The sequence below is a fragment of the Methanolapillus millepedarum genome, from assembly GCF_032594115.1.
Lineage (GTDB): Archaea > Halobacteriota > Methanosarcinia > Methanosarcinales > Methanosarcinaceae > Methanolapillus > Methanolapillus millepedarum.
The window spans coordinates 144,884-170,682 of sequence record NZ_CP131060.1; the positions used below are offsets into that span (position 1 = coordinate 144,884).

The following is a 25,799-nucleotide window of genomic DNA, read 5'->3' on the forward strand; positions in this document are numbered from 1 at the left end:
ACACATCGCCTCATCGTCCGTCAACGATATTATTCCGTCGGACTTGTTTCATTCCACCGGTATTAACATGCCGGCTTTGCTTGCTTTGATCTTTATTTATATGATTGCCACGATCGGTCTTGCCTGGTACGGTTACAAAAAAACAACCAGTGATGCTGACTACTTGTTGGCCGGCCGGAAAACAAATTCTCTCGTCATGGCGGTTTCCTACGGCGCGACTTTCATCAGTACGTCTGCCATCATCGGATTCGGCGGCGTTGCGGCCGCTTACGGAATGGGAATGCTCTGGTTGGCTTTCCTCAACATTCTTGTCGGGATCATTATCGCTTTCTTGGTTTTCGGACCTGTGATGCGCAAAATGGGACAATTCCTGCACGCGTCCACTTTTCCGGAGTTTATCGGAAAACGGTTTGAATCCCGCGGACTTCAGTCTTGGATTGGTATCTTTATCGCGGTGACCATGCCGCTTTACGCTGCCAGTGTTCTTATCGGGTCCGCCCGATTTATTGAAACAACACTCGGAATCAATTACACAACAGCCCTTCTGATCTTCGCGGTCATCGTTGCGGCTTACGTGATTGTCGGCGGTATGATTTCCGTCATGTACACCGACGCCTTCCAAGGCGGAATTATGTTTGTCGGCATGTTCTTGCTGCTGGTGTTAACCTATGTTAAATTAGGCGGCGTCATCCCGGCTCACGAGGCGCTCAGCAACATGGTGTCGCTTGTTCCTGCCAATTTGGTGGCGATCGGTCACCAAGGCTGGACTTCCATGCCGGTTTTCGGATCCCAACTGTGGTGGACCATGATTTCCTCTCTGATCTTGGGTGTCGGTATCGGAATCATCGCGCAGCCGCAACTTGCGGTTCGTTTCATGATGGTCAAAGATAAGAAAACGCTCAAAAGAGCCGTTTTGGCCGGCGGCCCGTTCATCTTTATGATGGTGGGCGTCGCTTACATTGTCGGTCCTCTCTCCAATGTGTTTTTCTACAACACGACCGGAAAAATTGCGCTGGACGCCGTCGGGGGAAATATTGACGCGATCATTCCCGTTTACATCAACAGCGCGATGCCTGAAATCTTCGTCTTGATTTTCATGCTCAGTTTGCTGTCCGCCGCCATGTCCACCGCCAGTTCTCAGTTCCACACCATGGGAACTGCTGTCGGTTACGATTTGATCCGAAACGGCATCTTTAAAGGAAAATCCGTTCACACCATCCTGTTTACCCGGATCGGCATCGTGATTACAATCATTATGGCTGTCATCTTGGCGTTCTACTTGCCGGGCAGCATCATTGCCCGCGCGACCGCCATTTTCATGGGCATGTGTACCGCCGCCTTCCTTCCGATGTACGCGGGCGCGCTCTTCTGGCCGAGAATGACCAAAACCGGCGCTTACGCGAGTTTTGCGGTTGGGTTCTTCGTCAGCATCTTTTGGTACGTGTTTGTTCACGCCGCCGAAGCTGTTCCGATTGGCATCTGTCAAAAGTTGTTCGGCGTTGCCACACTCCTTCCGGGCATGTGGGCGTATGTTGACCCGATTTTGATTGCCACTCCGCTTTCCATCATCGTTGCGATTGTTGTCAGTTTGATGACAAAACCGCCGTCGGAAAAAATGGTATCAGAGTTATTTAAAAAAGAAGAGGAACCGGTATCGGCCGAATCCGCTTCTTAAATTAACCGGCTTTCGAACAGTCCGCTTCTTAATGAATGATTCAAAAATCATTCATTCTTTTTTCTTTTTATTTTTCATTATCCGATCATCCGAATTTTGTCGTTTTTCAAAAAAAGATGGCGATAACGCGCGCGCAGCCCGCCGCGCAAATAAGTGTTGTTATTTGTTGTTTTTTGAATTGTTAACATTTATTTTCATAAGGAGTTTCTATTTAAAAAGAGGTGTCGTCTTCTATTGTAAACCTTGTCAGGCAATGGCAGAATTTATATAGGATTTAATTGTTTTGCATATGTTCATAATTTATCATTATATAAATAGTGCATGAAACTCAATCGCTTGTTTTTGTTTTCATCGTTCTGTTTATTTGAATATTTTTATTTTCGTTTCAAAACGGTAAAACAGTTATTCTATTATATGATTCATTAAACATTTTCAAAAATCAGCATTTTTGCCGGCTTTTCCGGTTTGGTTTTTGAAAATATGAGAGGGATATTTCGTGAAAGAATCAATCAACTCTTCAGAAATCGATAAAACCTTTTTCAACGAGCTTAAAAAAGACAAAGGAACCGAAAAAGTTCTTTTGTGCTTTAATTGCAACGGTTGCTCGACCGGATGCCCGATGAAGGATATCGAGCCTGATTTCGATATTAAGCGGTACATGCGAATGGCCGGCCTCGGTCTTAAAAACCGGATTTTAAACGACCAATACTTGTGGTATTGCACAACTTGCTACAAATGCCAGGAACGGTGTCCTGAAGGCGTTTTAAACGTCGATACGCTCCTTCGGCTGCGTACCATGGCGGTTCATGAAGGCATCATGCTTGAGCCGCACAAAGATGTCGCCAATTTTGTCGTGACAACCGGACACGCCGTCCCGATCAACGATTCCAACAAAGCGAAACGAAAGGAACTCGGTCTCACGGAAGTGCCGCCGACGGTTCATATGTATCCGGAAGCATACGAGCAGGTGAAAAAACTCGTCAAAGCCTGCCAATTCGATACATTGGTTGCGAAAAAATAAAAAAAGAAGTTTTCAATAATGTTTTTCAATAATTATTGAGTATTTTGTTCTTTTCAGTTGTCTATATTATATTGTAATCGAATGAATAAAAACAAATCCAAACCGAGGCTTTCAGGCGGTTTTTTTGTTTTTGGGAGTTTATGTCAATTATGTCTGCTACAGAATCTAAAAAAGAGAATCAAAGTCTTTCTTTGTTCCTCGGTTGCGTCGCTCCAAACCGGTATCCGGGAATCGAGCTGGCCTCCCGCCGGGTAATGAAAGAACTTGGAGTCGACCTTCAGGAGCTTAAAGGCGCGTCCTGCTGTCCGGCGCCCGGCGTTTTCAAGTCTTTTGATAAAACCACATGGCTCACGCTCGCCAGCCGCAACATTGTTTTGTCCGAACAGATGGGTATGGACCTGTTAACCGTTTGTAACGGCTGTTTCGGGTCTTTGGGCGAAGCCAACCACACTTTAAAACATGATCCTGATCATAAAAAGGAAGTCAACGACAAGTTGTCCGAAATCGGCATGTCCTATCAGGGAAGTATAGAAGTCCGCCACATCATGGAATTTTTGGCCAAAGACGTCGGTGCTGACGCGATCAAAGAAAAAGTGACCGTTCCCTTGGAAGGCATTAAAGTCGCCGTTCACTATGGCTGTCACCTCATCCGCCCGTCCAAAGAAAAAGAAGGACTCGGCAGCGCCGAAAACCCGCGCTTTTTCGATGACTTGGTCAACGCGACCGGCGCGAAGAGCGTTGATTACGAAGACAAGCTTTTGTGCTGCGGCGCCGGCGGCGGTGCACGCTCCGCGTTTTTAGACACCACGCTCAAAATGACGGAGAAAAAACTGGACATTCTGAAGCGGGAGGAATACGACTGTATCGTTGACGCCTGCCCGTTCTGCCACCTGCAATTTGATTCGGGACAAGTGCAGCTCAAAAAGACGACCGGCAAAGATTACAACATTCCGGTGCTGCACTACGCGCAGCTTCTCGGGCTGGCGTTCGGGCACACCCCGCAGGAACTCGGCATTCAAATGAACATGACCTGCAATCCGGCTTTTGAACAAAAAATCTTAGCGCTTTCGCAAAAGAAGGTGGAGTAAAAATGGCAGACAACAACACAACAGGTGTTTCCGGTGCGGTCGGCGCTGTTGCCGTGATTGGCGGCGGCATTGCGGGCGTTCAGTCGGCGCTTGACTTGGCCAACAGCGGATACCGCGTTTATCTCATCGAATCAAAACCGTCTATCGGCGGCATTATGGCGCAGCTTGACAAGACGTTTCCGACTTTGGACTGTTCCGCTTGTATTCTTTCTCCGAAACTGGTGGAAGCCAGCCGCCACCCGAACATTCAGTTAATGACTTATTCCGAAGTGGTCGGACTTTCCGGCGATGTCGGCAACTTTACGTTGTCCGTGAAGAAAAAGAGCCGTTACATCGACCCCGACAAATGTGTCGGCTGCGGTGATTGTATCGCGAAATGCCCGAAAAAAGTCGATGACGAATTTGAAGAAGGCCTTTCCAAAAGAAAAGCGATTTATTTCCAGTTCACCCAGGCGATTCCGAAAATTGTGACGATTGATCCGGAAAATTGTCTTATGATTCAAAAAGGCAAATGCGGCAACTGTAAGAAAGTCTGCCAAAGAGATGCCGTCAATTACGAATTGGAAGATGAAGTCGTTGACATTCCGGTCGGCGCCGTCATCATGGCGACCGGGTTCAAAGCCTTTGACCCGAAACTTCTTGAAGCTTACCGCTTCGACCACCCGGATGTCGTCACCGCGCTTCAATTTGAACGTTACACCAACGCGTCCGGACCGTTTGGCGGACACATTCAAACGTCCAAAGGCGTTCTCCCGAAAAAGATCGCGTTCATTCAGTGCATTGGTTCGAGAAATCCGGAAATCAAGAAAGCGTACTGTTCTTCCGTTTGCTGTACCTATGCGGTCAAACAGTCTCGCTTGATTAAAGACCACCATCCTGAAGTCGATGTGGCCATTTTCAATATTGACCTGCGGACATTCGGAAAAGGATACGAAGAATTCGCGTTGCGCGCCCGGGATGAAAACGGCGTCCGTTTCATTAATTCCCGCCCGTCCGGCGTGGATGTCCGCGACGACGGCACGCTTTATTTGAGATATGAAGGCAAAGACGGCGAAGTCGCCAAAGAAGACTTTGATCTCATCGTTCTTTCCGTCGGCCTTGATACGCCGGCGTCTACCCGAGAACTCGCCAACATTCTCAATGTTGATCTTGACAATTACGGTTTCGTCAAAACCGCCGTCGAATCGCCGACCGAAACGTCCAAAAAAGGTATTTTCACGGCCGGTGTCGCCCAAGGGCCGAAAGACATTCCGGAATCGGTTGCGCAAGCCAGCGGCGCGGCGTCAAAAGCCGGTGCTTTGCTCAACAGTGCCCGCAAATCTTTGGAAATTGTGGTTGAAATCGCGCCGGAAACGCCTGTTTCGGGCGACCCGAGAATCGGCGTTATCGTCTGCCGTTGCGGAACAAATATCGGAAGCGTTGTCGATGTGCCGGCGGTTGTGGAATACGCGTCCACTCTTCCGGACGTCATCATCGCCAAAGAGGAAATGTATTCCTGCGCCGACGACACGCAAGGCCGGATTCTTGAAATGATTCGCGATTACAACTTAAACCGGTTCATTGTGGCGGCATGTACGCCCAGAACCCACGAGCCGCTCTTCCAGCAAACCTGTCAGGAAGCCGGTATGAACCCGTGGCTCTTTGAATTTGCGAACATCCGAGAACATTGCTCTTGGATTCACCACGATAATCCGGAAAAGGCAACCGCGAAAGCCAAAGATTTGGTGCGCCAGGCCGCCGGAAAAGTCCGGTACTACACGCCGCTTTACAGCCAAAAGTTGTCGCTTGTGCACAATGCCGTCGTTCTCGGCGGCGGCGTCGCCGGACTGACGGTTGCCAACGAGCTTGCCGCCAACGGTTATAATGTGGATTTGATTGAAAAGACGGACAAACTCGGTGGAACCATCCGGCCGCTTCAAAGTTACGCGCCGATTTTGGATCCGATCATCAAGGCGGCAACCACCCATCCGAAAATCCGTATTCATTACAATTCCGTAATGGAAGACGTGAGTGGCGCTGTCGGCAATTTCAGCGGCAAAATCATCACGGACGACGGCGGAAAAACAACCATCTCCGACATTGATTTCGGTGTTATTGTGATTGCGACCGGCGCTCACGAACTCCGGCAGGAAGGCCTTTTCGGATACAAGGAAAACCCGATTGTTCGGACGCAGCTTGAATTCAAGGAAATGATTGATAAAAAGGAAGGCAGCTGGAAAGATTTGATTTTCATCCAGTGCGCCGGCAGCCGGAACAAGGAGCGACCGTACTGTTCAAGAATCTGCTGTACGAATTCCGTCAAAAACGCGATTCAATACAAGGAACAGCATCCGGACGCTGAAATTTATATTTTGTACCGCGACATCCGCACCTACGGCATGTACGAGGAGTCTTACACCAAGGCGCGTGAAATGGGTATTCACTTCCTGATGTACGATGAAAACGAGCCGCCGGTGGTTGACGGCAATGTGGTGAAGTTCCACGATTTGACCACCCGGCTTGACTTTGAACTGCCGGCCGACTGTGTCATTTTGAGTGCGGCCACGATTGCGGAAGAGGGCAATCATGACGTCGGGCCGATGATGAAAGTGCCGCTGGACAAAAACGGCTTCTTCCTCGAAGTTCACCCGAAGCTCCGCCCGGTTGATTTCGGAACGGACGGCGTGTTTGTTTGCGGCCTCGCCCAATCGCCGAAATTCTGCGAAGAAACCATTTCCCAAGCGCAAGCGGCGGCATCCCGTGCCTGTACGATTTTGTCCCGGGAATTTTTGGAATCTCCGGCGGAAGTCTCCCGCGTCAATATTGACGTTTGCGTCGGTTGCGGCGCCTGTAAAGATGTTTGCCCGTACCATGCGATTACGCTTGAAGAACAAATCGTGACCAAAAAAGGACTTTCCTTTAAGGCCATCCGTTCCGTCATCAACCCGGCAGCGTGCAAAGGCTGCGGCTGCTGTACGATGGCGTGTCCGACCGCCGCGATTGAGCAGGGACACTTTGAAAATAAGCAGTTGTTGTCTCAAGTCAAGAGTGTGTTTTACTTTGAGGAGGAGGTGAATTAAATGGACGCGAAAACCGAAACAGGAGTTCAAGACAATTCCAAGTCCGGCGTTTCCCACTGTCCGACGACCAGCCCGGATTTTGAACCGAAAATCGTGATGTTTTGCTGCAACTGGTGTTCTTACGCCGGGGCGGATGGTGCCGGAATTGCCCGGTTCCAGCAGCCGACCAATATCCGTGTGGTCCGTGTGATGTGTTCCAGCCGCGTGGATGCCGTTCACATTTACACCGCCTTTTTGGAGGGTGCGGACGCTGTTTTGATTACAGGCTGCCACATCGGTGACTGCCACTACGTCAACGGCAACGACAAAACGCTTGTCAAATACAAATTTATTAAATCGATGTTGAGTGAAATGGGAATTGAAGACGACAGATTGATGCTCCGGTGGATTTCAGCATCGGAAGGCCAACAGTTTGCGGAGTTTGTCCGCGAAATGGTGGAAAAAGTAAAAGCGCTCGGGCCCAGCCCGCTCCGCCATGACGGGGTGATCTGATGAGCGCTCCCGAAAAGACAGCTGAACAGAAAACAGCGGCTGCCACACAGGCCGCTGCAACAGCAGCACCGGCAACAGCAGCACCGGCAGCCGGAACACCCGCAGGAGCGCCACCGGCCGGCGCCCCACCCGCCGGAAAACCGCCCGAAGGCGCACCCAAACCGCCCGCGGTTTCCGTGGCCGGTGACAAATTAAAAGGCGCCGATATTCAAGTCGGCGGCAAATACATCGGCTGGTCTGCCGTTGACGATGTTCGAAAACGCGGCGGGTCCGGCGGACTTGTCACTGCCGTTCTCGCGGCGGCGCTTGAAAAAGGACTTGTGGCAAACACGGTTGTTTTGAAAAAATCCAACCAGTTTGAAGCGGTTCCGGTTCTGACATCCGACGTCAAAGATATTTACGAATCGGCCGGTTCCATGCACATGCTCATTTCAAATCCCACCAAGTACTTGCGCCACTTTGAAAATGACGCGAACATCGCGATTGCCGTCAAACCCTGCGACATGCGCGGTATCCGTGAACAAGCCAAGCGGAACATGATCAATTTGGACAAAGTTTTCACTATCGGCCTCAACTGCGGCGGCACCATTCCGCCGTACAAGATTCGTCGGGTGGTGGAAGAAGTGTACAAACTCAATCCGGACGACGTTTGCGGCGAGGAAATCGAGAAAGGTCAATTGATTATGGAAACCAAAGACGGCGTGCACCACTCCCAATCCATTGACGAAATGGAACTGGAAGACAACGGCCGCCGTGAATGTTGCCGCTATTGTATTGTTAAGATCGCGACCAATGCCGATTTGGCCTGCGGAAACTGGGGCGTTCTCTCCGATTTATCCGGCAAGGGAACGTTTGTCGAAGTCATGACTGAAAAAGGCGCCGCGTTTTTGAGAAACGCGGTGGATAACGGCTACGCCGAAGTGAAAGCGGCGAGCGAGCAAGCAGCCGAAGCGCGCGGAAAAACCACCAACATTATGTTGAAGATGTCCGCGAAAACCAAAGAAAAGGTGTTTGCGCCGATTGACGGCGACAAACTGGCGGCGTTTAAAAAGGAGCTTGAAAACTGCATTCACTGCGGTGCCTGTAAAACCGTTTGCCCGCCCTGCGCCTGCGGCCCCGAAGCCAAATGTACGTCCTTTGACAACCTGGCGGACAGTTACGATATTTCCCTGTTCCATATGATCCGGTTCCTTCACCTGATGGACTCCTGCGTCAGCTGCGGGCAATGCACGGACGTGTGCCCCGCGGACATTCCGTTGACGCGCCTGTACCGGAAGTTTGCGAACCCGATTCAGGACGAACTCAAATACACGACCGGAATGGATGATCGGACGCCGCCTTTCTTTGAAGTGAAACTTGAGGAGGTGCAGTAAAATGGCAACTGAAAACAATGCAAATTCTGCCGGCAAGTGCGGAACCGGCACCGGTACCGGAAACACGGATGGTGCAAAGGTCTGCGACGTCGTGTTTAAGGAAAACGTTTATTCTACCGTTTGTCCGGGCTGCGGTTTCGGCTGCGGTGTTTACATGCGGGAAATTATGACCGACGTTCCGACCGGAAGTGCTTGCGGCGCGCCGCTGCTTCATGTTGATTTCCGGAAAGCATCGCCGGTCAATGAAGGCAAACTTTGCCGCTTCGGTGTGAAATTAGCCAAGAGTTTCTGTCCGGCCGAATCAATGGTCGATGGAAATGATACGGATGTAAAAACCGCCGTTTCGAAAGCCGCCGAAATTTTGAAGAAAACCAAACCGGAAAACATTTGCCTGCTTTCCATCGGCAACGCGACGAACGAAGAACATTTGATGTTCATGGAAGTCGGAAAGAAACTGGGCGTTCCGGTCAACACCGGAATGACCGGACTTTTCAAGGCAATCGGCAAGCTTCACGCGCACACGGGACGCGGCGTTACCTACGACGATGTCGCCCATGCCAAGAAAATTTACCTCTTGGTGGACCCGTATGTTTCGTATCCGTTGTTGGTCCGCCGGTTGATTCACGCCAAAAACAAAGGGGCAGAAATCATTTCATTCGGTCTCAAAGAGTTTCCGATTGCGGACAAAAATATTTTGCTCACGCCTGAAATGAGCCTTTATGACGTTGATTTCAAACCGGACGCCGACACTCTCATCATTTCCGATTTGACGCCGTATACGCATGCGAAACGTCTCGCGGAAATTGTTGAACTGTCAGCCGGCCGCGGAAATCCTGACCTTCCCGGCAACATGCTTTTCCTCCGTCCGTTCATCAACGCGACCGGCGCCGGATATTTGTCAAAGCACACCAAACAAAAGTCGTTTGATGACATTTTGGCCGGTATCGATGACGGCAGCATTAAAGTGTTGTACTGTTTGGAATCCGATTTGATCGACATTTGTCTCAACGACCACATCAAAGAGGCATTTAAGAACTTGGACGCGTTGATTATTCAATCGTCGCGTTACACATCAAGCTGTAATGAGGCTGGTATCGTGATTGCGTCCGAACCGTTTTACAAGAAGAAAGGCTCCGTCATGAATTCGGAAGGCCGTCTCATTAATTTGTCAACGGCCGCCGGCGAAACATTGCTGACCGGGTTTAACGCTTTGTCCGATATGTTGACCGTTTTAGGCGCAAAACCGATGACGTTTGACGAAGCGCATCAAAAAGTTTTGAACATGCTCGGTGCGACGGATGATGAATTTAAGATTCAGCCGCCCGAAAAGAAGAATAAACCGGCGGTTTTAAAAATTTCCGGCAATTTGCCCAACATCACGACTAATGCGGATTTATCGGGCGGTCCCGAAGCTCCCTCGTCCTTTGTGTCGTCATCGTCGGTGAAAGCTGTGCAGGTTTCCAATGAAGTCAACTTAAAACACGTGTATTTGATGAACCCGTTCCTTTGGAACAACATGGAAGACGAAGATTTCTTTGAAATCAGCCGCTGCCAAGTCAAAGAACTGAAGCTGCTCAAAGGATTTACGGCCGACGTGATGTGCAATTGCGGTGAAAGATTGAAAACATCCGAGTTTAAGGTGTCCCCGATGGCGGATGGATACATTATTTCTTGGAGCAAACAAGTTTACGCCAAAGCGCCGGTCGTTGATGTCACGGTTAAACGCTCGCCGACAAAACCGGATGAAAAGATTATTGTCAAGGAATGCAACATTCCTCAATAATCATTTTTTTTTTTTTTTTGGGCGGGCGTCGTATGCGCTATGGTGCCTGCTTTTGATCAATTCAAGAAAACAGCCGGGCGTTTTTTCATATTTTCCGATTCATTTTTGACAATTTATTGTTGAGTTTATTCATCATTTATTTTTATTAGATTTTTAAAAATCATATTCTCCTTATAATTTCATTTGACAAACGTATTATATAATGTCAGATTCTTATAGAATAATCGTTTAATTTAACGGTGCATGTTTCATGTCTTCAAATCAAAAATCTGAAATCGTGAGGACCAAATCCGGCCCGATTTATTCGGAACCGGAAACTCTGTGTTCTTCGCCGGCGCATATTTCAGATTCTTCATCTCAACTGAATGTTCCGACGGTTGTTGAATCGCCGGACAACAAAATCAGAGTCCAGCACGAGCGCCTTTTTCTTCACGATCTTTTGAATTCAGTCGGCGGCCTTCACGGGTTTTTAGAATTAATGTCTGAAAATCCGGATCCGGTCAAAATTCAAAAGTACATCGCAAGCTCGCTTGAGCTGTGCGATTCTCTTATTGAGGAAATTCAATCCTACCGCCAAATTACACTTGCGGAAAACGGCGACTTGAAAGTTTTCAAAAACGACGTGAATTCTCTTGAGCTTCTCAAATCGGTGACGATGAAACTGGAAAACCATGATGTTTCCAAAGGCAAAACGATTGACGTTTCTCCGAATTCGCAGCCGGTTCCGGTTCAAACAGATAAGGTTCTTTTATCCCGCATTTTGATTAATTTAATGAAAAACGCTCTTGAAGCCACCGATGTCGGCGGTTCGGTTACGATCGGCTCAAAAATGTGTGATTCGAAAAATAAGGGTCAGAGCGGACATCGAATGGGCAGCGGTGCCGGATGTGATTGCAAAGGTTCTCATGTATCCGGGGATTGTTATCCGGTTGATTTTATTCGTTTTTGGGTACACAACGATTCCGAAATTTCGGAAGATTCAAAGCCTTATATTTTTAAGAAACAGTTTTCCACAAAAGGCGAAAACCGAGGACTCGGCAGTTACAGCGTCCAGCTGCTTGGCGAACAATATCTCGGCGGAAAAGTCGGTTTTGTGAGCAATAAAGAGGAAGGAACCACTTTTTTCATTGACTTGCCGGTCCGGATTCCGGATGAAAAGAATTAATTTTTTACTTCTGTTTTTTACTTCTGTTTTTTCTTTCTGTTTTTTTATTTTCTCTTCTATTTCTTTATTTTCCTTCTGTTTTTTGTATTTTGTTTCAGCCGCATATTCTGTTTTTTGGTCGTGTTTCATGTAAGGTTATGTTCTTCTCTCTCATCTTTCTTAATATAATTATCACATCAAATATTATATCTCAAAAAATATATATCCTTCTTCTTTCTTTATTTGATCAATTTATCATTATAATAATATCTGATAAATTTCATTAAAAACAATCTTTTGAATTTAATTCTAAAAGGAAATACTATGGAAAAATTAATTGAAAAAACAACGCGAAATATTTCGAAAATTTCATTCCTTCTTGTATTCTTATTGATCTTTCTGCTCGTCCTTCCGACAGCGATGGCCGCAAACGTTGAGGTGACCGCAGCCTCATTAAACGCCGGAACGGCGCCGTTTTATCAACCCGAAGATACGATTAACGTCACCGGGCCGACAGCTCTTAACGCTACCGGCTGGGCGACATTGATGGGACTTACCCAAAGGTATCATTTGGTGCTTAACGACGCGTCGGAAGGACCGGGTGACGGATATCATGGTGGTAATCAATACATTCTTTCCATCACGGGAAACGGTGTTACATCTGTCGGCAGTCATGAGTATTTAGATTTTATTGCTCTTGAGTACGTTTCTTTCCCAAACGCAATAAGTCTTTCAGATTATTCTCTTGGTGATTGTTTGAATTTATGGTATGCATATTTGCCATCAGCGAACAGTTTCGATGTTGGTGTTTTTTTAGATGTGCCACTGGAAGTTATCAGTCTCGGAAATAAACCGGCATCTATAAACAATACTTCTACGAACCCATCTTTTAGTGATTCTGTTTTAATTTTTGTGCCCAACATTACCGCCGCTCAAACTTACAACAACAATATGAGCGGTTTTCAGACCGGTTCAATTGTCGCGATTGGTTCTTTGCAGATGGGAACGATTACGTTAAACGCCGGCGATGACCTGGAGCTTCAAACGAATTGCACTTTACAAATTCCGGGCAGCGGCGGAACTTTGCAGTGGACAAAAGGCGACGTCAACTTGTCCGGAAAAACTGAAGCAGCTTATGGTAAAACATACGTTCAGTCTTCCGATGCGGGAACTTATATTTGTTACATCACTGTTGGCGGCAACAGCTTTCCCATTGCCAAATACAATGTCATTGTCAATTCTCTCGGCACCATTTCAACGCCGACAACAACGCCTTCGGGAAATATTATTAACGGGGCAACAAGCATTACGTTGAGTTGTTTGAGCCCGTCCGACGCGACCATTTATTGGACAACAGACGGATCGGACCCGTCAAGCAGCTTGACGCGCTTTTCCGGAAGTTCCGGAAGCACAGTGTCCGTGTCCCCCGGAACGAATTTGAAAGCGATGGCCGCCAAATACGGGTGGGATAACAGCAGTACTTTAAGTATTACTTATCAGCAGCAGTTGTTGGTGACCGCAAGCCCGGAGGATATTTCCGTTATGGCCGGCGACCCGGTGACCTTTAATGTAACGGCGGTCGGTCACGGAACTTTGACTTATCAGTGGACGGTGGACAAAGGAAGCGGTTTTGTCAATGTCACAACGGCGACTGTTTCCGGAAGCAGCGGATTTAACTCCAATCAATTATCCATTTCTTCAGCGGCGGCCGGTATGGACGGCTGGGAATTTAAAGCGGTCGTCGGCGATAACAACAACCCGATTGCGTCGTCAACCGTTTCATCCAATTCGGCGGAATTGACTGTCGTAGAACCATTGAATGTGTCCGGAACGGTAAGCGTTGCGTCCGACACGGTGACGCTTTCAGGAAAAGATGTGACCGTTACTCTTCAAGAACAAAACGGTTCCCTTTGGGACGATGTTTCAAGCGTCAGCGTGTCCGCCGGAAGTCCCGGAACTTACGTTTTTGAAAATAAAAAGGTTGGCGGTGTTCCGACCGAACTCATGAACCGGTCCGGTACATACCGGATTTTATTTGAAACGGATGAGTATTTGTGTTTCGTCAACAGAACCGGATACAGTGAAAATTATTCAGAAACAGTGGATTTCGGCGCCGGAACGACGGATACCATCAATGCCGTCGCCAAGAACGGAAAATTGACCGTTTCCGCTGTCATGGACGGGAACAATGCGGCGATTTCCGATTTCAATTACACGGTTACCGATAGTGCCAGTTCTCCAATCTCGGGCACTTTAAATGTATTTGTTATTGAGTCCGATGGTACTTATTTTGCCAATTACCAACCGACAACCGGTTTTACCGAAAATCTTAATTTACCGGCTGACAACCAAAAAACGTTCTCGCGGACCGGAGCAAGTTTGTCTGATTTAGAGCAAACCGTTACGTTGACGCTTGATCCGGTGACTCTGACGATCAACGTTAATCAAGATGCTGTCAATTTGGGAGACCGCACTTACGGTTTGACGCTCGTCCGTTCCGGTTCTACGTTAACAACAGGAACATTGGACACAACAACCGGGCAATTTGTTTTTGACCCGTCGGTCTGGACAGGCATCGGACTTGCCGGAACAGTATTGATGACTGATGATTCGGTCGAGTACACTTTGCCGGTGGCGCCGGTTTCGGCAAATTTCCGGTACGAATATGACCGTGAAAGCAGTCCTGTCATCACATCTCAAAGTCCGGTGACGGTGTCCAATTCAAATCTGATTTCCGATGCCATTGTTCTTAAAATAGGCAATGAAACAGGCGGCGGATCAAGCGGCGGCACCGGAAACGCGACAATTATCGGTCCGAACAACGGTACGAACGGAACCACTATTACGGACGGTAACGACAGCGGCAACAATAATACGGTAACGCCGGAAGTACCGCCGATGGAGTCCGAAGTTGTCAAAAAACCGTTCCCATGGTGGATTCTCCTGCTGCTTTTGCTTCTTCTGATTCTCGCGGCTTACGCCTACAAGAAGTGGTCGGATAAAAAGAAACAATTGAATCAGAAATAAAAACCGTTAACAACGTTTTAAAAAATAAGGACCGATTTCGGTTAAACCGAACCGGTTTTTATTTATTTTTAAATTAATTTTTAAATTTAATTTTTAGATTTTTAAATTTAATTTTTAGATTTTTAAATTTAATTTTTAGATCTTATTTTAAATATTCGTTTTTAGTTATTTTTTGAATCTTCATTAGATTTTTATTTTTTCTGTTTCATTTTAAGTTGTGTATTCCGCGTTGATTTTCACATAATCATATGTCAAATCGCAGCCCCATGCCGTTGCCGTTTCCGGTCCGGCGCCCAAATCAATTTTGATAAAAATAGTTTTGGCAGACATGATTTTCTTCAATTCGTCCAGAACGGCCGGGTCTTTTTCGATGATTTCGCCGTTTTTCACAAGGTTGGCCGTTTTCGTCCCGTCCGAAACGGAAAGCGTTATTTTCGTTTGGTCAAAGTCCGCGCCGGAATAGCCGGCGGCGGCAACAATTCGTCCCCAGTTCGGGTCGTTTCCAAAGATGGCGGTTTTGACCAAAGGCGAGCGGACAATGGATTTTGCGGCCAACTTCGCATCCTCTTTCGTTTTAGCGCCAATCACGGTTGACTCGACCAATTTGGTCGCGCCTTCCCCGTCCTTCGCAATCATTTTGGCCAGCTCAATGAGAACAAGGTCCAGCGCGTTTTGGAATTCTTCCAAGGATTTTCCGTCGGTGATTCGAATACCTGATTTTCCGGTGGCGGTCAAAAGGCACATATCATTTGTGCTGGTGTCACCGTCCACCACAATCATGTTAAAACTCTTGTTGACGGCGGCCGTCAGGCATTTTTGAAGCTGTCCCGAGGCAACCGCAGCGTCCGTGTACACAAATCCGAGCATGGTTCCCATATTCGGTTCAATCATGCCGGAGCCTTTGGCGATTCCGGCAATCCGGTAACTTCCGGCATCCGTTTTCACTTCGCAGGCAAAGACTTTCGGAACGAGGTCAGTTGTCATAATCGCGCGCATCGCGCCGACGCTTCCCTCTTCCGTTGTTGATACGGACGACAGGACCGGTTCGATGTGGGATGAAATCCAATTCATGTCCATTTTTCGGCCGATGACGCCGGTTGACGCGACGGCGATGAATTTATCGTCCGCTTTGATTTTTTCGGCAAGCAGGCGCGTCATTTCTTTCGCGTCTTTAAGACCTTGTTCGCCGGTATACGCGTTTGCGTTTCCGCTGTTGGCGATGACAGCCGACAGAAAGCCGCCGTTTGTTCCTAATTTTTCTTTGGTAACAATGAGCGGCGCCGCAATGACTTTATTGCGCGTAAAGACGCCGGCGGCAGGGCCTTCCGCCAAAATAATCGCAAGACCTTTTTTCCCGTCCTTTAAACCAAAGGCCGAAACTCCGGAAACGGCGGTGATTCCGCCTTCAATTTGTCGAATCATGATATTCCTCTTTTTCAGTTTTAATGAATTATTTGATGATTGTTATGATTTTGGATTTTTGGATTTTTCGTTTTTTATTTTTGATCTGCGTTCTTGTTGCCGTTTTCAATTACGGAAGTCCCGGGAACCAAAGACCTTCTGTTTCCTTGAGTCCGAACATAATGTTCATGTTTTGAATCGCTTGCCCGGACGCGCCTTTCACAAGGTTGTCAATGGCGGATGTGATCACAATCCGGTTGTTGGCGGCTTCCGCTTCGATGCCGATGTGGCAGAAGTTGGAACCGCGGACGTTTAAGAGGGATGGAACACCGTCAACCAGTTGAACGAACGGTTTATTTTCATAAAATTCCGAATAGATTTCTTTCACGTCTTTTGTGGTGTATTTTTCTTTTGTAAAGACGTGCGCCGTCGTCATAATTCCACGCGCGGCCGGAATCACATGTGGCGTAAAGCAGACATTGGAGAATCCGGGTTGCAGGCGTGAAATTTCCTGTTTCATTTCCGCAAGGTGACGGTGAGCTGTTAATTTATACGGGATGATATTTTCCGTTAAATTCGGGAAGTGGGATGTTTCGGTTGGCGTGTTTCCAGCGCCGGTGATTCCTGATTTTGAGTCAAAAATAACATTTTCCAAAACGCCTGTTTTCGCAAGCGGCGCAACGGCCAGCGTGGCTCCGGTTGGAAAACATCCGGGGTTGGCGATAAGGCGCGGGTTTTTGCTGTTTTTGAGTTCGGCGGCAACGTCATGAACTTCGGGAATCGCGTAGACGGCCTCTCGCGGGTCTTTGTGGGGGTGGCCGTAGGTTTTTTCAAATTCGGCGGTTTTGAGGCGGTAATCAGCGCTTAAGTCAACGATTTTGCATTTGCTTTTTTCCAAAAGTTCGGGAACAATGTCCATGGAAGCGCCGTGCGGAACGGCCAAAAAGATCACGTCGCAGAGCGTTTTAATGTCGTCGTTGCTCAAATTTTCAAAGATGAGTTTGTTATAAAATCCGGCCAGGTTGGTGTGAACCGATGAAATCTTTTTTCCCGCGAGGTTTCGGGAGGTGGCGGCAACGACTTCAACCGACGGATGTGTCGCTAAAAGTCGCAACAATTCTTCGCCGGCGTATCCGGACGCGCCGATAATTCCTGCTTTAATCATAATTTTTCCTTTCTTTTCTCTTTAATTCCCTTTTCTTAATTTTCGGAATTTCTTTTTCCTGAATGAACCTGTTATTTTTATTTCAGGTCAAAGTTTTGTTCATAAAAATGAAAAAAGAAATATTGAATATATAAAACATGTCCTTAAAATCAAAAAACGAAGAACTTTTTTGAATGCACTTTGAAATAAAAATAAATATTTCGAAAAAAAATAATTATCCTTTCGTTAAAATTAAAATTGCTGAATCATTCAAATTGCTCCTCCATTTTATTTATTATTTATTCGTGCGGACCGTTCCGCAAAATCAGATGCAAAAATTACTTCGCCCCACTTCAGAATTTCAATCATTGTGGAAACGTCAAATCTTGACGAGCCAAGCAAACCATCCCGCAAATTCTAACGCAAAAATTCCTCGCTGCGCTCGGAATTTTTCAAGGGCGGTGGGAGGCTGTTTCCAAAAAGTTCGCTGCGCGAACGGCTCCCTTCGGTCGCTTAAAGCCTGTGGGCGGCTATAATATTGACGAAACAAGCAAACTGCCCCGCAAAATCAAACGCTTTGCGTTTGTATTTTGCGGATTTCGCTGAAGGTAGGATATAATTGGAACTAGAAACAGCAGGTGCAAATCTGAAATGGAAACGGTAGATGCAAATCTGAAATGGAAACGGTAGATGCAAATCTGAAATGGAAACAGCAGGTGCAAATCTGAAATGGAAACAGCAGGTGCAAATCTGAAATTGAAACGGTAGATACAAATCTGAAATGGAAACGGTAGATGCAAATCTGAAATGGAAACAGCAGGTGCAAATCTGAAATGGAAACAGCAGGTGCAAATCTGAAATGGAAACGGTAAGCACATGTTGGATGTTAAAAACAGAATGTTTAGGCTGAAAACAATGCTTAATTCATTATATTTATATCTTAATTTATACCCGAATTGATATACTTTTTGGAAATTTAATTAAATTATACCTTTTTGGGTATAATTATGAAAATGTTTAAATATTTAGACCCGATAAGGTATAATTCATGGGAAATAAAGCTGAAGACAATCCATTTTTACAATCTCTTTCGGCCGGCATGAAAAAAGAGGATTATTCTCTTTCTCCGAAGTTTTCGATTCCGGAATATGTGAAGGCTCAACGGAAGAAAACAAAAATGACTCAAGTCGATTTAGCGGAGAAGGCCGGAGTCGGACTTCGTTTTGTTCGAGACATGGAACAAGGAAAAGAAACGCTTCGAATGGATAAAGTCAATCAAGTTCTTCGGTTGTTTGGAAGCGAATTGGGCCCTGTTCCGCTCGACCGCAGCCGGTGGTTTAAATGAAAACGGCTTATGTTTATATGCATGATTATTTTGCCGGAATATTAACGGAAACAGATGACGGATATGTGTTTTCTTACGATCCGGATTATTTGAAATCAGAAAATGCCGAGCCGGTTAGTTTAACATTACCTCTTTTGGACAAAACATACAAAAGCAAAGTTCTTTTTCCGTTTTTTGACGGGTTGATTCCGGAAGGATGGTTACTGGATATTGTTAAAAAAAATTGGAGATACGAGTATGATATTCGAGATCGAATGTCTTTGTTGATGGTTTGCTGCAAGGATTGTATTGGCGCCGTCAGTATTCAGGCTGACAAAAAAGAAGCTGATGAGGTGTATAAATGAAAGAATCGGAACCGATGGTGTCGGAAGTAAAAAGGTGCCTTTACTGCTATAAAGATTTGTCAAAAAATGAAATTGAAAAAAATATGGATTTTCATCCTTCCTGTTCCAAAAAAATATTTGAAACAACACAAGAGCCTGTTTTGCCGTATCATAAATATGAAATTGATGCGTTGGCGCTTGAAGTTGTCCGGTCTCAAACAACAATCACCGGCGTTCAGCCGAAATTATCTTTGAATATTTTGAATGAAACCCCAAAGCGATTTACAATCGTTGGCCTTTGGGGACGATATATTTTAAAGCCTCCGGCAGATGCGTATCTTCATTTACCTGAAACAGAAGATTTGACGATGCATTTAGCGGAAGTTTCAGGATTGCCGACCGTTCCGCATTCATTGATTCGTTTCAAAGGCGGAGAGTTATGCTATATCACCAAAAGAATTGACCGGGACAAAAATGGAAACAAGAGACATATGGAGGACATGTGTCAGTTAACCGAACGGTTAACGGAAAATAAATATAAAGGTTCATACGAGCAAATCGGGAAAACGATTGTGAGTTATTCATCCCTTCCGGGTTTAGATTTGATCCGTCTCATGGAACAAGTTTTATTTTGTTTTTTGACCGGGAATGCCGACATGCATCTCAAAAACTTCTCTCTCATCAAAGAAAACAAAACGGATTACGTTTTGGCGCCGGCTTATGATATGATTGCAACAAAACTCATTTTATCGGAAGATTTGGATGAACTTGCGTTGACATTAAACGGACGAAAAAGAAAAATCGACCGGGGGGATTTTGAGGCGGCGTTTCAAACACTTAAATTGGATGAAAAAACCGGAAAAAATATTTTCAATAAATTCGAGACGACAATTCCGCTTTGGACAGATTGGATTCATCGAAGTTTCTTGCCGGAAGAGATGAAAGAGAAATATTTGGAAATGGTCTTGGAGAGGGCGAACCGAATGAATTTAGTCGCTGATTAAGTTTTTCCACCATCTGTCTGTCGAGTTTTTCATCGTCGGATATTGATCTTTCCATCGTCAAACGGTTGGCTTCCGTTGCTATAATAAATATTCAATTCAAAAAAGTGAATTCAGTTTAATTTATTAATTATGATTCAAATTTAATTTATTTATTCAACAATGAGGTTTTCAAAATGGTCACAATTTACTTGGCAGGCCCGCTTTTCTCACAAGCGGAACGTGAATTTAACAAAAAGTTAGAGTCCATGTTTTTGGAAATTGGATTTTCCGTTTTTCTGCCGCAGGAAGACGCGGAAGATAATGATGTTGAACGCCACAATCAAAATCAATCCGGAATCTTTGCAAGCTGCTTTGCGGGGCTTGAAACGTCTGATTTGGTGGTGGCGGTTTTGGAAGGCGCGGACATCGACAGCGGAACGGCTTGGGAACTCGGTTACGCTTTTGCGGCCGGCCTTCCGATCATCGGGCTTCGCACGGATTTTCGAATTCACACGCCGAACGAAAAAGTCAATTTGATGATTCAAGAAACGGTGGACGCATTTGTTTTCAGTGTTGAGGAATTGCAGGCGGTTTTGGAAAAGTATGTTTAAAATTAAAAAATGAATAATGGAAGCTGACAATTCATTTCGGTAAAAAACAGCGGTTTTCGACAATACAGTTACTTCTTGTTCCGATTTGAGCAGCCGCAACTGACAATACAGTTGCCGCTTTGCTCCAAATGCAGGGATTGCTGCTGAAAATGTTGTCTTATTTTTGCGGGACATAAAAATAAAACATCTCTCTGTTTTTCATGAACGTGCGCCCATTTTTCCAAAAACTGCCGGCGGCTCAAAAAGTAAAAACAAGATTGTTCGACGGTTATTTTTCCATCTCTTGAATCCGCTTCACAATTCGTTCTTTCTTCAAAATCGCCGCCGCCGCCGCCTCATCGACTTTTATGCGCATTTCCTCAAAATTCGGCGGCGTTTGTTCGCCGAGAACTTTTTTAAGCGGCGTGTACGGCGCTTCCCGGAAAAGCGGTTTAAAATCCGTTTCTTTGCCGTTTGAAATCAAAACGGCGCCCGGTTTTTTGCCGTCGTTTTCCTCAACACGGCCGACCACAAACATATCACTTCCGGCGCGTTTGACGGCGTCGATGACTGAATCCGCGGCTTCTTTCGGGCAAATCACCAGCAAAGAATCAATCGAAACACCGCGGAAGTCGATTGAAAGCGTGTCAAGCATTTTTGAAACAACGGGGTCAACGCATTGTTTCAGCATGTCGTCTTCAAAAACAAGCCGAACATTCGCTTCTTTGGAAATCTCATGGGCGTCCCCGCGAATGCCGCCGTTCGTGACATCGGTCATCACATGAATCTTTTCATGCAAATTTTCGTCCAAAACAGCTTGGCAAGCCGTCAGAAAATCAACGTTCAGCGTTCGCTCAACCACGGCTTTCGCGTCCGCATATCCCGAATAAATGGCGGCCGTCGTAATTGTTCCGCCGCCGGCGCCGCGCGTCATCAAAATCAAATCTCCGGGGACAGCTTTTTTCCGAGCGGTCAGCGCGGTATTATCAACAACAGCGGCGGCACCGACACATCCGGTCATCCGGTCGCCGATCACCATATCGCCGCCGATCCGAAGTGTACTTCCGGTGACGAGCGGAATTTTCGTAAGTTCCGAAACCGCGGCAATTCCGGCCAAATGGTCAAAAATCATAGAAATATCGCCGTCATCCGCCACATGGATGTCGGAAAGCATCGCCAGCGGCTTTGTGCCCATCACGTAAATGTCCCGAAGGGCGGCTCTCGCCACATGAAACCCGGCCAAAAAAGGATAAGCGCTCAGACGGGAATGCATGCCGTCAACGGTTAAAATCAAAAAAGAGTTCTCGGAATGATTACTTTTGTTGTTTTTATTGCTTTTGCCGCTCGATTTACTTGAACTCGGCGGAACAAAAACGACGCCGGAATCGTCCAAATTCGAAGCATCTAAAACCGCGCCCGTTTTTCCGATGACGTCGCCGATTTTTCGGTGGACATAAAAATCACCGGTTCCGCGTGAACCGACCCCGAAATGACCGACGGAAACGCCGGATTTTTGAAACGAAAAAAGGTCACCTTTTAAATTCAGCGTCAAACTCACTTCTTCTAAAACAGCGTCCGCAATCATTTTGGCGTCAGCTTCTGAAATATTCTTAATTTCCACAATTCTTTGTTGAAGTTTCTCTTCGGCCATCGGGTCGTTATTTAAAAGAAACTGCTTTGCGTAACCTTCTAAATCCATAATCACTTCTTATCCGTTTTGCTTTATTATCCTATTGTTCATTTTTTTTGGCGTTTGGTATTTACGATCAACTCATCAATTATTCAATCGCGTAAAAACAAGTCCGGTTTCCTTTTTATCCTCTTTACTTTCCTTGAAAATATTCCCAAAACATTTATATACTCCGTATGTCTATTAGGAATAGTTTCGTCAAGACGAAATATTTTGAACAAACAAAAAACAATGTCCTGTATGAAAAAATATGAGTCCAATGAAAAACCCTCTCATTCATATGTTTTTGTACAATTTGTTTGTTTGAGATCTTAAATCAACTCAATGAAAACCCGATTAAGCAGACTAAGTGATGCAAAATCACAAAACCTACAATGAAAAGCATGAAATATTGTTTTTCCATTCAATCATTTCCCAAAAAAACGAAATCAATCAAAACTGAAAGCAAATAAAATAAATTGAAAATTAAGAGTCAAGTTCTCTTGTTCTTAATTTTCAATTATTTTCCAATTATCAATTCTCATCATTGTTATTATTGTCGTGAATTATCATTTATTAATTTAAAAAACATAAAATAAATTATTGAGGTCTTAAAAACTATGACGCAAACATTAAAAGAAGTTACTCCGGGAAGCACATGTGAAATTGTCGGCATTGATTGCAACAACGTTTTAAAAAACCGCTTGCTGTGCATGGGTATGACTCCGGGGACCTGCGTGGAAGTTGTCAAAACAGCACCATTCGGCGACCCGATTGAGCTTCGTGTCCGCAATTATAACCTTTCCATCCGGAAAAACGAAGCTTCAGGAATTCATGTCAAAAATGTTCGAAAATGTACCGTTCCGGGTGCCGGCGCCGACGCCGCAAAAGCAGATGTTTCCGGGAGCGTTTCCTAAATGTCCGGGAAGTACACGATTGCACTTGCCGGAAACCCGAACAGCGGAAAAACAACTCTTTTTAACCGGATGACCGGTTCCAACCAAAAAGTCGGAAACTGGCCCGGGGTCACAATTGAAAAGAAAGTCGGTTCTTACGTCAAAACATCTTCCGGTGGAACTAAAGAAACAGTAGATGTTGTTGACCTTCCCGGTATTTATTCTCTCACGCCTTATTCTGCGGAAGAGATTATCGCCCGGAATTTTATCGTTGATGAAAAGCCGGACCTTGTTATCAATATCATTGACGCGACCAATTTGGAACGCGGTCTTTATTTAACTTTCCAACTTAAAAAACTCGGATGTGCCGCCATCGTCGCGCTCAATATGATGGACGAAGTTGAAGTAAACGGGACAAGAATTGATTTTGAAAAAATGTCCAAGCTCTTGGGTTTTCCGGTTATTCCGATCTCTGCGATTGAAGGCTCCGGCATTTCCGCCAAAGTCGCCAAATTGATGGGAAAACATACGTCATCGGTTGCGAAAGATGGTATTAAAAAACTGGTGGAGAAATGCAACGACATTTTAGACCACAGTTATAAGAACGTGCCCGGTTACGTCCCCGGAAAAGCCGGTTATCAATTTGATCACACGAAATTCAATTTATCTCAACTTAAAAACGCCGACGAGATTGATTTTGACGAGCACTCCTCCGAAGTTTACGATCTCATCACAAAAATCGTCGCCGATACCGTCAAGCAAGGCGAGCGGCAGGTTCAAGCCGAACGTTCTAAGAAAATCGACGCTGTTTTGACCAACAAATGGCTCGGAATTCCGATTTTTCTGATCATCATGCTGGTTGTTTTCCAGTTGGCTTTCGGAGCGGTCGGCTCTTTCTTTTCGGACGCGATTGATGTTTTCTTGAACGAAACATTAGCGGGCTGGGTCGAAGGATGGTTTACATCCGCCGGTGTTTCCGATTGGATGTTGGATCTTGTCATTAACGGCATCATCGCCGGAGTCGGCGGCGTGCTGACATTCGTTCCGCAAATCGTCATCTTGTTTATCTTCTTGACACTCATGGAAGACACCGGCTACATGGCCAGAGTTGCTTTCATTATGGACCGCTTGTTCAAAAAGATCGGTCTTTCCGGAAAAAGCTTTATTCCGATGATTATGGGCTTTGGTTGCTCTGTTCCGGCTGTCATGACCGCGAGAACGTTGGACAATGAAATGGACCGGAAAACGACCATCATGATTACGCCGTTTATGTCTTGCGGCGCTCGGCTTCCGATTTACGGATTTTTCATCGCCGCGTTCTTTGCCGCGAATGCCGGAATTATCATGTTGTTCATCTATGTTCTCGGTGTTATCGTCGCCATCTTCTCGGCTTGGCTTCTTAAAAAGACGGTCTTTAAAGGGCCTGTCTCACCGTTTATTATGGAGTTGCCGCCATACAGAATGCCGGATTTGTACACTTATTTCAAACACATTTGGGAAAAAGCACGCGGATTCATTATCCGTGCCGGTACCGTCATCTTTGCGATGTCGATTGTCATCTGGTTCTTCCAAGGCTACAGCTTTTCCTTCCAAGCGGTAGACGATCCCGCCGAAAGTATTTTCGGAGTCATCGGTTCTATTATTGCGCCGATTTTCGGACCGCTCGGATTTGGCGATTGGCGTGCGGCCGATGCGTTGATGACCGGATTCGTTGCCAAAGAAGCTGTGGTTTCCGTGCTTGAAATTTTGTACCCGGGCGATTCGCTCCTGTCATTCTTCACGCCGGAGATTGCGCTTTCGTTCATGGTCTTCTGTCTGCTTTACTTGCCCTGCCTGGTTGCGTTTGTGACGATTAAGCGTGAACTCAACAGTTGGAAGCTGGGCATTTTCGCAGCCGTTTACCAAACCGTCATTGCCTATGTGGTTGCGTTTATCGTTTACCGGATTGCGCTGGTGGCTTGGCCGTTCTTGTCGGTGTATTTCACCGGGTGAATGAGAAAATATAAATGAAAAGGATGTGGGAAAGTGGATTCATCCCTTCTTCCCCAACTTCTTGTTTACGGAATGATTGCCTTTGCGGCAATTGTTATTGTTTACAAGTTGTGGGGGATGCTCAATGGAAAAACGTCTTGCAGCAATTGTTCGTCTTCCGGCTGTTGCGCCAAATCACAGGTATTTGGTTCAAACGGTTGTTGTTCGCCGCCGCCAACGTCCAAAGATAAGGATCGCGGGGAGGAAAAAACAACTCCTGCCGTCGGAAATTTGAACGATTCTTTGCCGCCGAAATCTAAAAAGTAAAGCGGCAACGGAATACAAAAAGACTGTAAAAAAGTAAAATCAAATCACAAATGACTAAAAGTAAATTAAAAACTAAAATAAAAATCGGACTCTCTCTAAGAATCCGTAAAGCTTGAAATAATATCACGGTTGTCATCTTTTTTAGACTCCGTTGAAAGGTCTGCACGACATCCTTTCAATTGACAACCGACTGTCGGTAATAGGTTTTGCAATTGTTTTCCCTCAAAAATTTGTCCATCACAAATTGAATGATTGCAAAATCCGCCAATCAAATTGCCGGACAGCTTTCATAAGGAAGAAAGCAGTGTTTTTAAAACTCCACCTCAAAAGCCTGCTTTCTTCTTATCATGTTTTTAAATTTTTCAGATTGTTTTGAATCATCTCGTTTTTTCTTTATTTTGTTTTTATTTCGTTTTTTTGATTGTTTTTTTGTGTTTGTTTCACATTATTTTCATAATTCTGTCAGACAAGCCATCTCGCAAATCAAA

The 25,799-nt window shown here is 45.8% G+C and carries 19 protein-coding genes; 16 read left to right on the forward strand and 3 right to left on the reverse strand.

Translation table 11 applies throughout. The features are described 5' to 3' along the window. The first annotated feature begins 67 nt into the window (after positions 1-67). The 9 genes from MsAc7_RS00705 (at position 68) to MsAc7_RS00745 (ending at position 14,662) form a co-directional block, all read left to right on the forward strand. Positions 68-1,675 carry a sodium:solute symporter family protein gene (locus MsAc7_RS00705; protein ID WP_338103433.1) on the forward strand — a complete coding sequence of 536 codons (1,608 nt, stop codon included), beginning with the start codon at positions 68-70 and terminating at the stop codon, positions 1,673-1,675. Positions 1,676-2,171: 496 nt separating this feature from the next. Further along, positions 2,172-2,696: a CoB--CoM heterodisulfide reductase subunit C gene (gene hdrC / locus MsAc7_RS00710; protein ID WP_338102697.1), complete on the forward strand. Its 525-nt coding sequence runs from the start codon at positions 2,172-2,174 to the stop codon at positions 2,694-2,696. Positions 2,697-2,845: 149 nt separating this feature from the next. Further along, positions 2,846-3,784: a CoB--CoM heterodisulfide reductase subunit B gene (hdrB, locus tag MsAc7_RS00715; RefSeq protein WP_338102698.1), complete on the forward strand. Its 939-nt coding sequence runs from the start codon at positions 2,846-2,848 to the stop codon at positions 3,782-3,784. A gap of 2 nt (positions 3,785-3,786) precedes the next feature. After that, entirely contained in the window at positions 3,787-6,843 is a 3,057-nt protein-coding gene (locus MsAc7_RS00720; RefSeq protein WP_338102699.1) for an FAD-dependent oxidoreductase, read from the forward strand. After that, on the forward strand, positions 6,844-7,335 hold the full coding sequence (locus MsAc7_RS00725) for a hydrogenase iron-sulfur subunit (protein WP_476738682.1): 492 nt from the start codon (positions 6,844-6,846) through the stop codon (positions 7,333-7,335). It begins immediately after the preceding gene. Beyond that, entirely contained in the window at positions 7,335-8,708 is a 1,374-nt protein-coding gene (locus tag MsAc7_RS00730) for a Coenzyme F420 hydrogenase/dehydrogenase, beta subunit C-terminal domain (protein WP_338102700.1), read from the forward strand. Before MsAc7_RS00725 ends, MsAc7_RS00730 begins: the two co-directional genes overlap by 1 nt. Before the next feature lies 1 nt (position 8,709). Further along, a complete protein-coding gene (locus tag MsAc7_RS00735) occupies positions 8,710-10,491 on the forward strand; it encodes a hypothetical protein (protein ID WP_338102701.1) in 1,782 nt (593 codons plus the stop codon). 250 nt (positions 10,492-10,741) lie between these two features. After that, positions 10,742-11,656, forward strand: a complete 915-nt coding sequence (locus tag MsAc7_RS00740; RefSeq protein ID WP_338102702.1) for a sensor histidine kinase — start codon at positions 10,742-10,744, stop codon at positions 11,654-11,656. A 303-nt stretch (positions 11,657-11,959) separates the two neighbouring features. Further along, positions 11,960-14,662, forward strand: a complete 2,703-nt coding sequence (locus MsAc7_RS00745; protein ID WP_338102703.1) for a chitobiase/beta-hexosaminidase C-terminal domain-containing protein — start codon at positions 11,960-11,962, stop codon at positions 14,660-14,662. Positions 14,663-14,872: 210 nt separating this feature from the next. Here the strand turns inward: MsAc7_RS00745 and argJ are convergent, their stop codons facing one another. Together argJ and argC are read right to left on the reverse strand one after the other, a co-directional pair. Then, positions 14,873-16,081: a bifunctional ornithine acetyltransferase/N-acetylglutamate synthase gene (gene argJ, locus MsAc7_RS00750; protein WP_338103435.1), complete on the reverse strand. Its 1,209-nt coding sequence runs from the start codon at positions 16,079-16,081 to the stop codon at positions 14,873-14,875. A 112-nt stretch (positions 16,082-16,193) separates the two neighbouring features. Then, on the reverse strand, positions 16,194-17,228 hold the full coding sequence (argC, locus tag MsAc7_RS00755) for an N-acetyl-gamma-glutamyl-phosphate reductase (protein ID WP_338102704.1): 1,035 nt from the start codon (positions 17,226-17,228) through the stop codon (positions 16,194-16,196). 1,027 nt (positions 17,229-18,255) lie between these two features. On the opposite strand from argC, the gene MsAc7_RS00760 reads away from it, so the two are divergent. The 4 genes from MsAc7_RS00760 to MsAc7_RS00775 all read left to right on the forward strand — a co-directional run bounded on the left by MsAc7_RS00760 (position 18,256) and on the right by MsAc7_RS00775 (position 20,469). After that, positions 18,256-18,552, forward strand: coding sequence for a helix-turn-helix transcriptional regulator (locus tag MsAc7_RS00760; RefSeq protein WP_338102705.1), 297 nt, complete (start codon positions 18,256-18,258; stop codon positions 18,550-18,552). Then, positions 18,549-18,896, forward strand: coding sequence for a HipA N-terminal domain-containing protein (locus MsAc7_RS00765; RefSeq protein ID WP_338102706.1), 348 nt, complete (start codon positions 18,549-18,551; stop codon positions 18,894-18,896). The genes MsAc7_RS00760 and MsAc7_RS00765 overlap by 4 nt, the downstream gene beginning before the upstream one ends. Next, a complete protein-coding gene (locus MsAc7_RS00770; protein ID WP_338102707.1) occupies positions 18,893-19,879 on the forward strand; it encodes a HipA domain-containing protein in 987 nt (328 codons plus the stop codon). Before MsAc7_RS00765 ends, MsAc7_RS00770 begins: the two co-directional genes overlap by 4 nt. 173 nt (positions 19,880-20,052) lie before the next feature. Beyond that, on the forward strand, positions 20,053-20,469 hold the full coding sequence (locus MsAc7_RS00775) for a nucleoside 2-deoxyribosyltransferase (RefSeq protein ID WP_338102708.1): 417 nt from the start codon (positions 20,053-20,055) through the stop codon (positions 20,467-20,469). A gap of 268 nt (positions 20,470-20,737) precedes the next feature. Here the strand turns inward: MsAc7_RS00775 and MsAc7_RS00780 are convergent, their stop codons facing one another. Next, entirely contained in the window at positions 20,738-22,147 is a 1,410-nt protein-coding gene (locus tag MsAc7_RS00780; protein WP_338102709.1) for an AIR synthase-related protein, read from the reverse strand. Positions 22,148-22,737: 590 nt separating this feature from the next. On the opposite strand from MsAc7_RS00780, the gene MsAc7_RS00785 reads away from it, so the two are divergent. From MsAc7_RS00785 to MsAc7_RS00795, 3 genes are read left to right on the forward strand one after another with little or no spacing between them, the layout of a single operon-like run. Then, on the forward strand, positions 22,738-23,034 hold the full coding sequence (locus tag MsAc7_RS00785; RefSeq protein WP_338102710.1) for a FeoA family protein: 297 nt from the start codon (positions 22,738-22,740) through the stop codon (positions 23,032-23,034). Next, complete coding sequence (feoB, locus tag MsAc7_RS00790) at positions 23,035-25,005, forward strand: ferrous iron transport protein B (RefSeq protein ID WP_338102711.1); 1,971 nt, start codon at positions 23,035-23,037, stop codon at positions 25,003-25,005. 33 nt (positions 25,006-25,038) lie between these two features. Continuing rightward, the gene (locus MsAc7_RS00795) at positions 25,039-25,311 is read left to right on the forward strand and encodes a hypothetical protein (RefSeq protein WP_338102712.1); all 273 of its coding nucleotides are present in this window, start codon (positions 25,039-25,041) and stop codon (positions 25,309-25,311) included. Positions 25,312-25,799 lie beyond the last annotated feature (488 nt).

Coding starts and splice junctions, on each gene's coding strand:
- MsAc7_RS00705 (WP_338103433.1), top strand. CDS start 68: ATGCCGGCTTTGCTTGCTTTGATCTTTATTTATATGATTGCCACGATC.
- hdrB (WP_338102698.1), top strand. CDS start 2,846: ATGTCTGCTACAGAATCTAAAAAAGAGAATCAAAGTCTTTCTTTGTTC.
- MsAc7_RS00720 (WP_338102699.1), top strand. CDS start 3,787: ATGGCAGACAACAACACAACAGGTGTTTCCGGTGCGGTCGGCGCTGTT.
- MsAc7_RS00725 (WP_476738682.1), top strand. CDS start 6,844: ATGGACGCGAAAACCGAAACAGGAGTTCAAGACAATTCCAAGTCCGGC.
- MsAc7_RS00730 (WP_338102700.1), top strand. CDS start 7,335: ATGAGCGCTCCCGAAAAGACAGCTGAACAGAAAACAGCGGCTGCCACA.
- MsAc7_RS00735 (WP_338102701.1), top strand. CDS start 8,710: ATGGCAACTGAAAACAATGCAAATTCTGCCGGCAAGTGCGGAACCGGC.
- MsAc7_RS00740 (WP_338102702.1), top strand. CDS start 10,742: ATGTCTTCAAATCAAAAATCTGAAATCGTGAGGACCAAATCCGGCCCG.
- MsAc7_RS00745 (WP_338102703.1), top strand. CDS start 11,960: ATGGAAAAATTAATTGAAAAAACAACGCGAAATATTTCGAAAATTTCA.
- argC (WP_338102704.1), bottom strand. CDS start 17,228: ATGATTAAAGCAGGAATTATCGGCGCGTCCGGATACGCCGGCGAAGAA.
- MsAc7_RS00760 (WP_338102705.1), top strand. CDS start 18,256: ATGGGAAATAAAGCTGAAGACAATCCATTTTTACAATCTCTTTCGGCC.
- MsAc7_RS00765 (WP_338102706.1), top strand. CDS start 18,549: ATGAAAACGGCTTATGTTTATATGCATGATTATTTTGCCGGAATATTA.
- MsAc7_RS00770 (WP_338102707.1), top strand. CDS start 18,893: ATGAAAGAATCGGAACCGATGGTGTCGGAAGTAAAAAGGTGCCTTTAC.
- MsAc7_RS00775 (WP_338102708.1), top strand. CDS start 20,053: ATGGTCACAATTTACTTGGCAGGCCCGCTTTTCTCACAAGCGGAACGT.
- MsAc7_RS00780 (WP_338102709.1), bottom strand. CDS start 22,147: ATGGATTTAGAAGGTTACGCAAAGCAGTTTCTTTTAAATAACGACCCG.
- MsAc7_RS00785 (WP_338102710.1), top strand. CDS start 22,738: ATGACGCAAACATTAAAAGAAGTTACTCCGGGAAGCACATGTGAAATT.
- feoB (WP_338102711.1), top strand. CDS start 23,035: ATGTCCGGGAAGTACACGATTGCACTTGCCGGAAACCCGAACAGCGGA.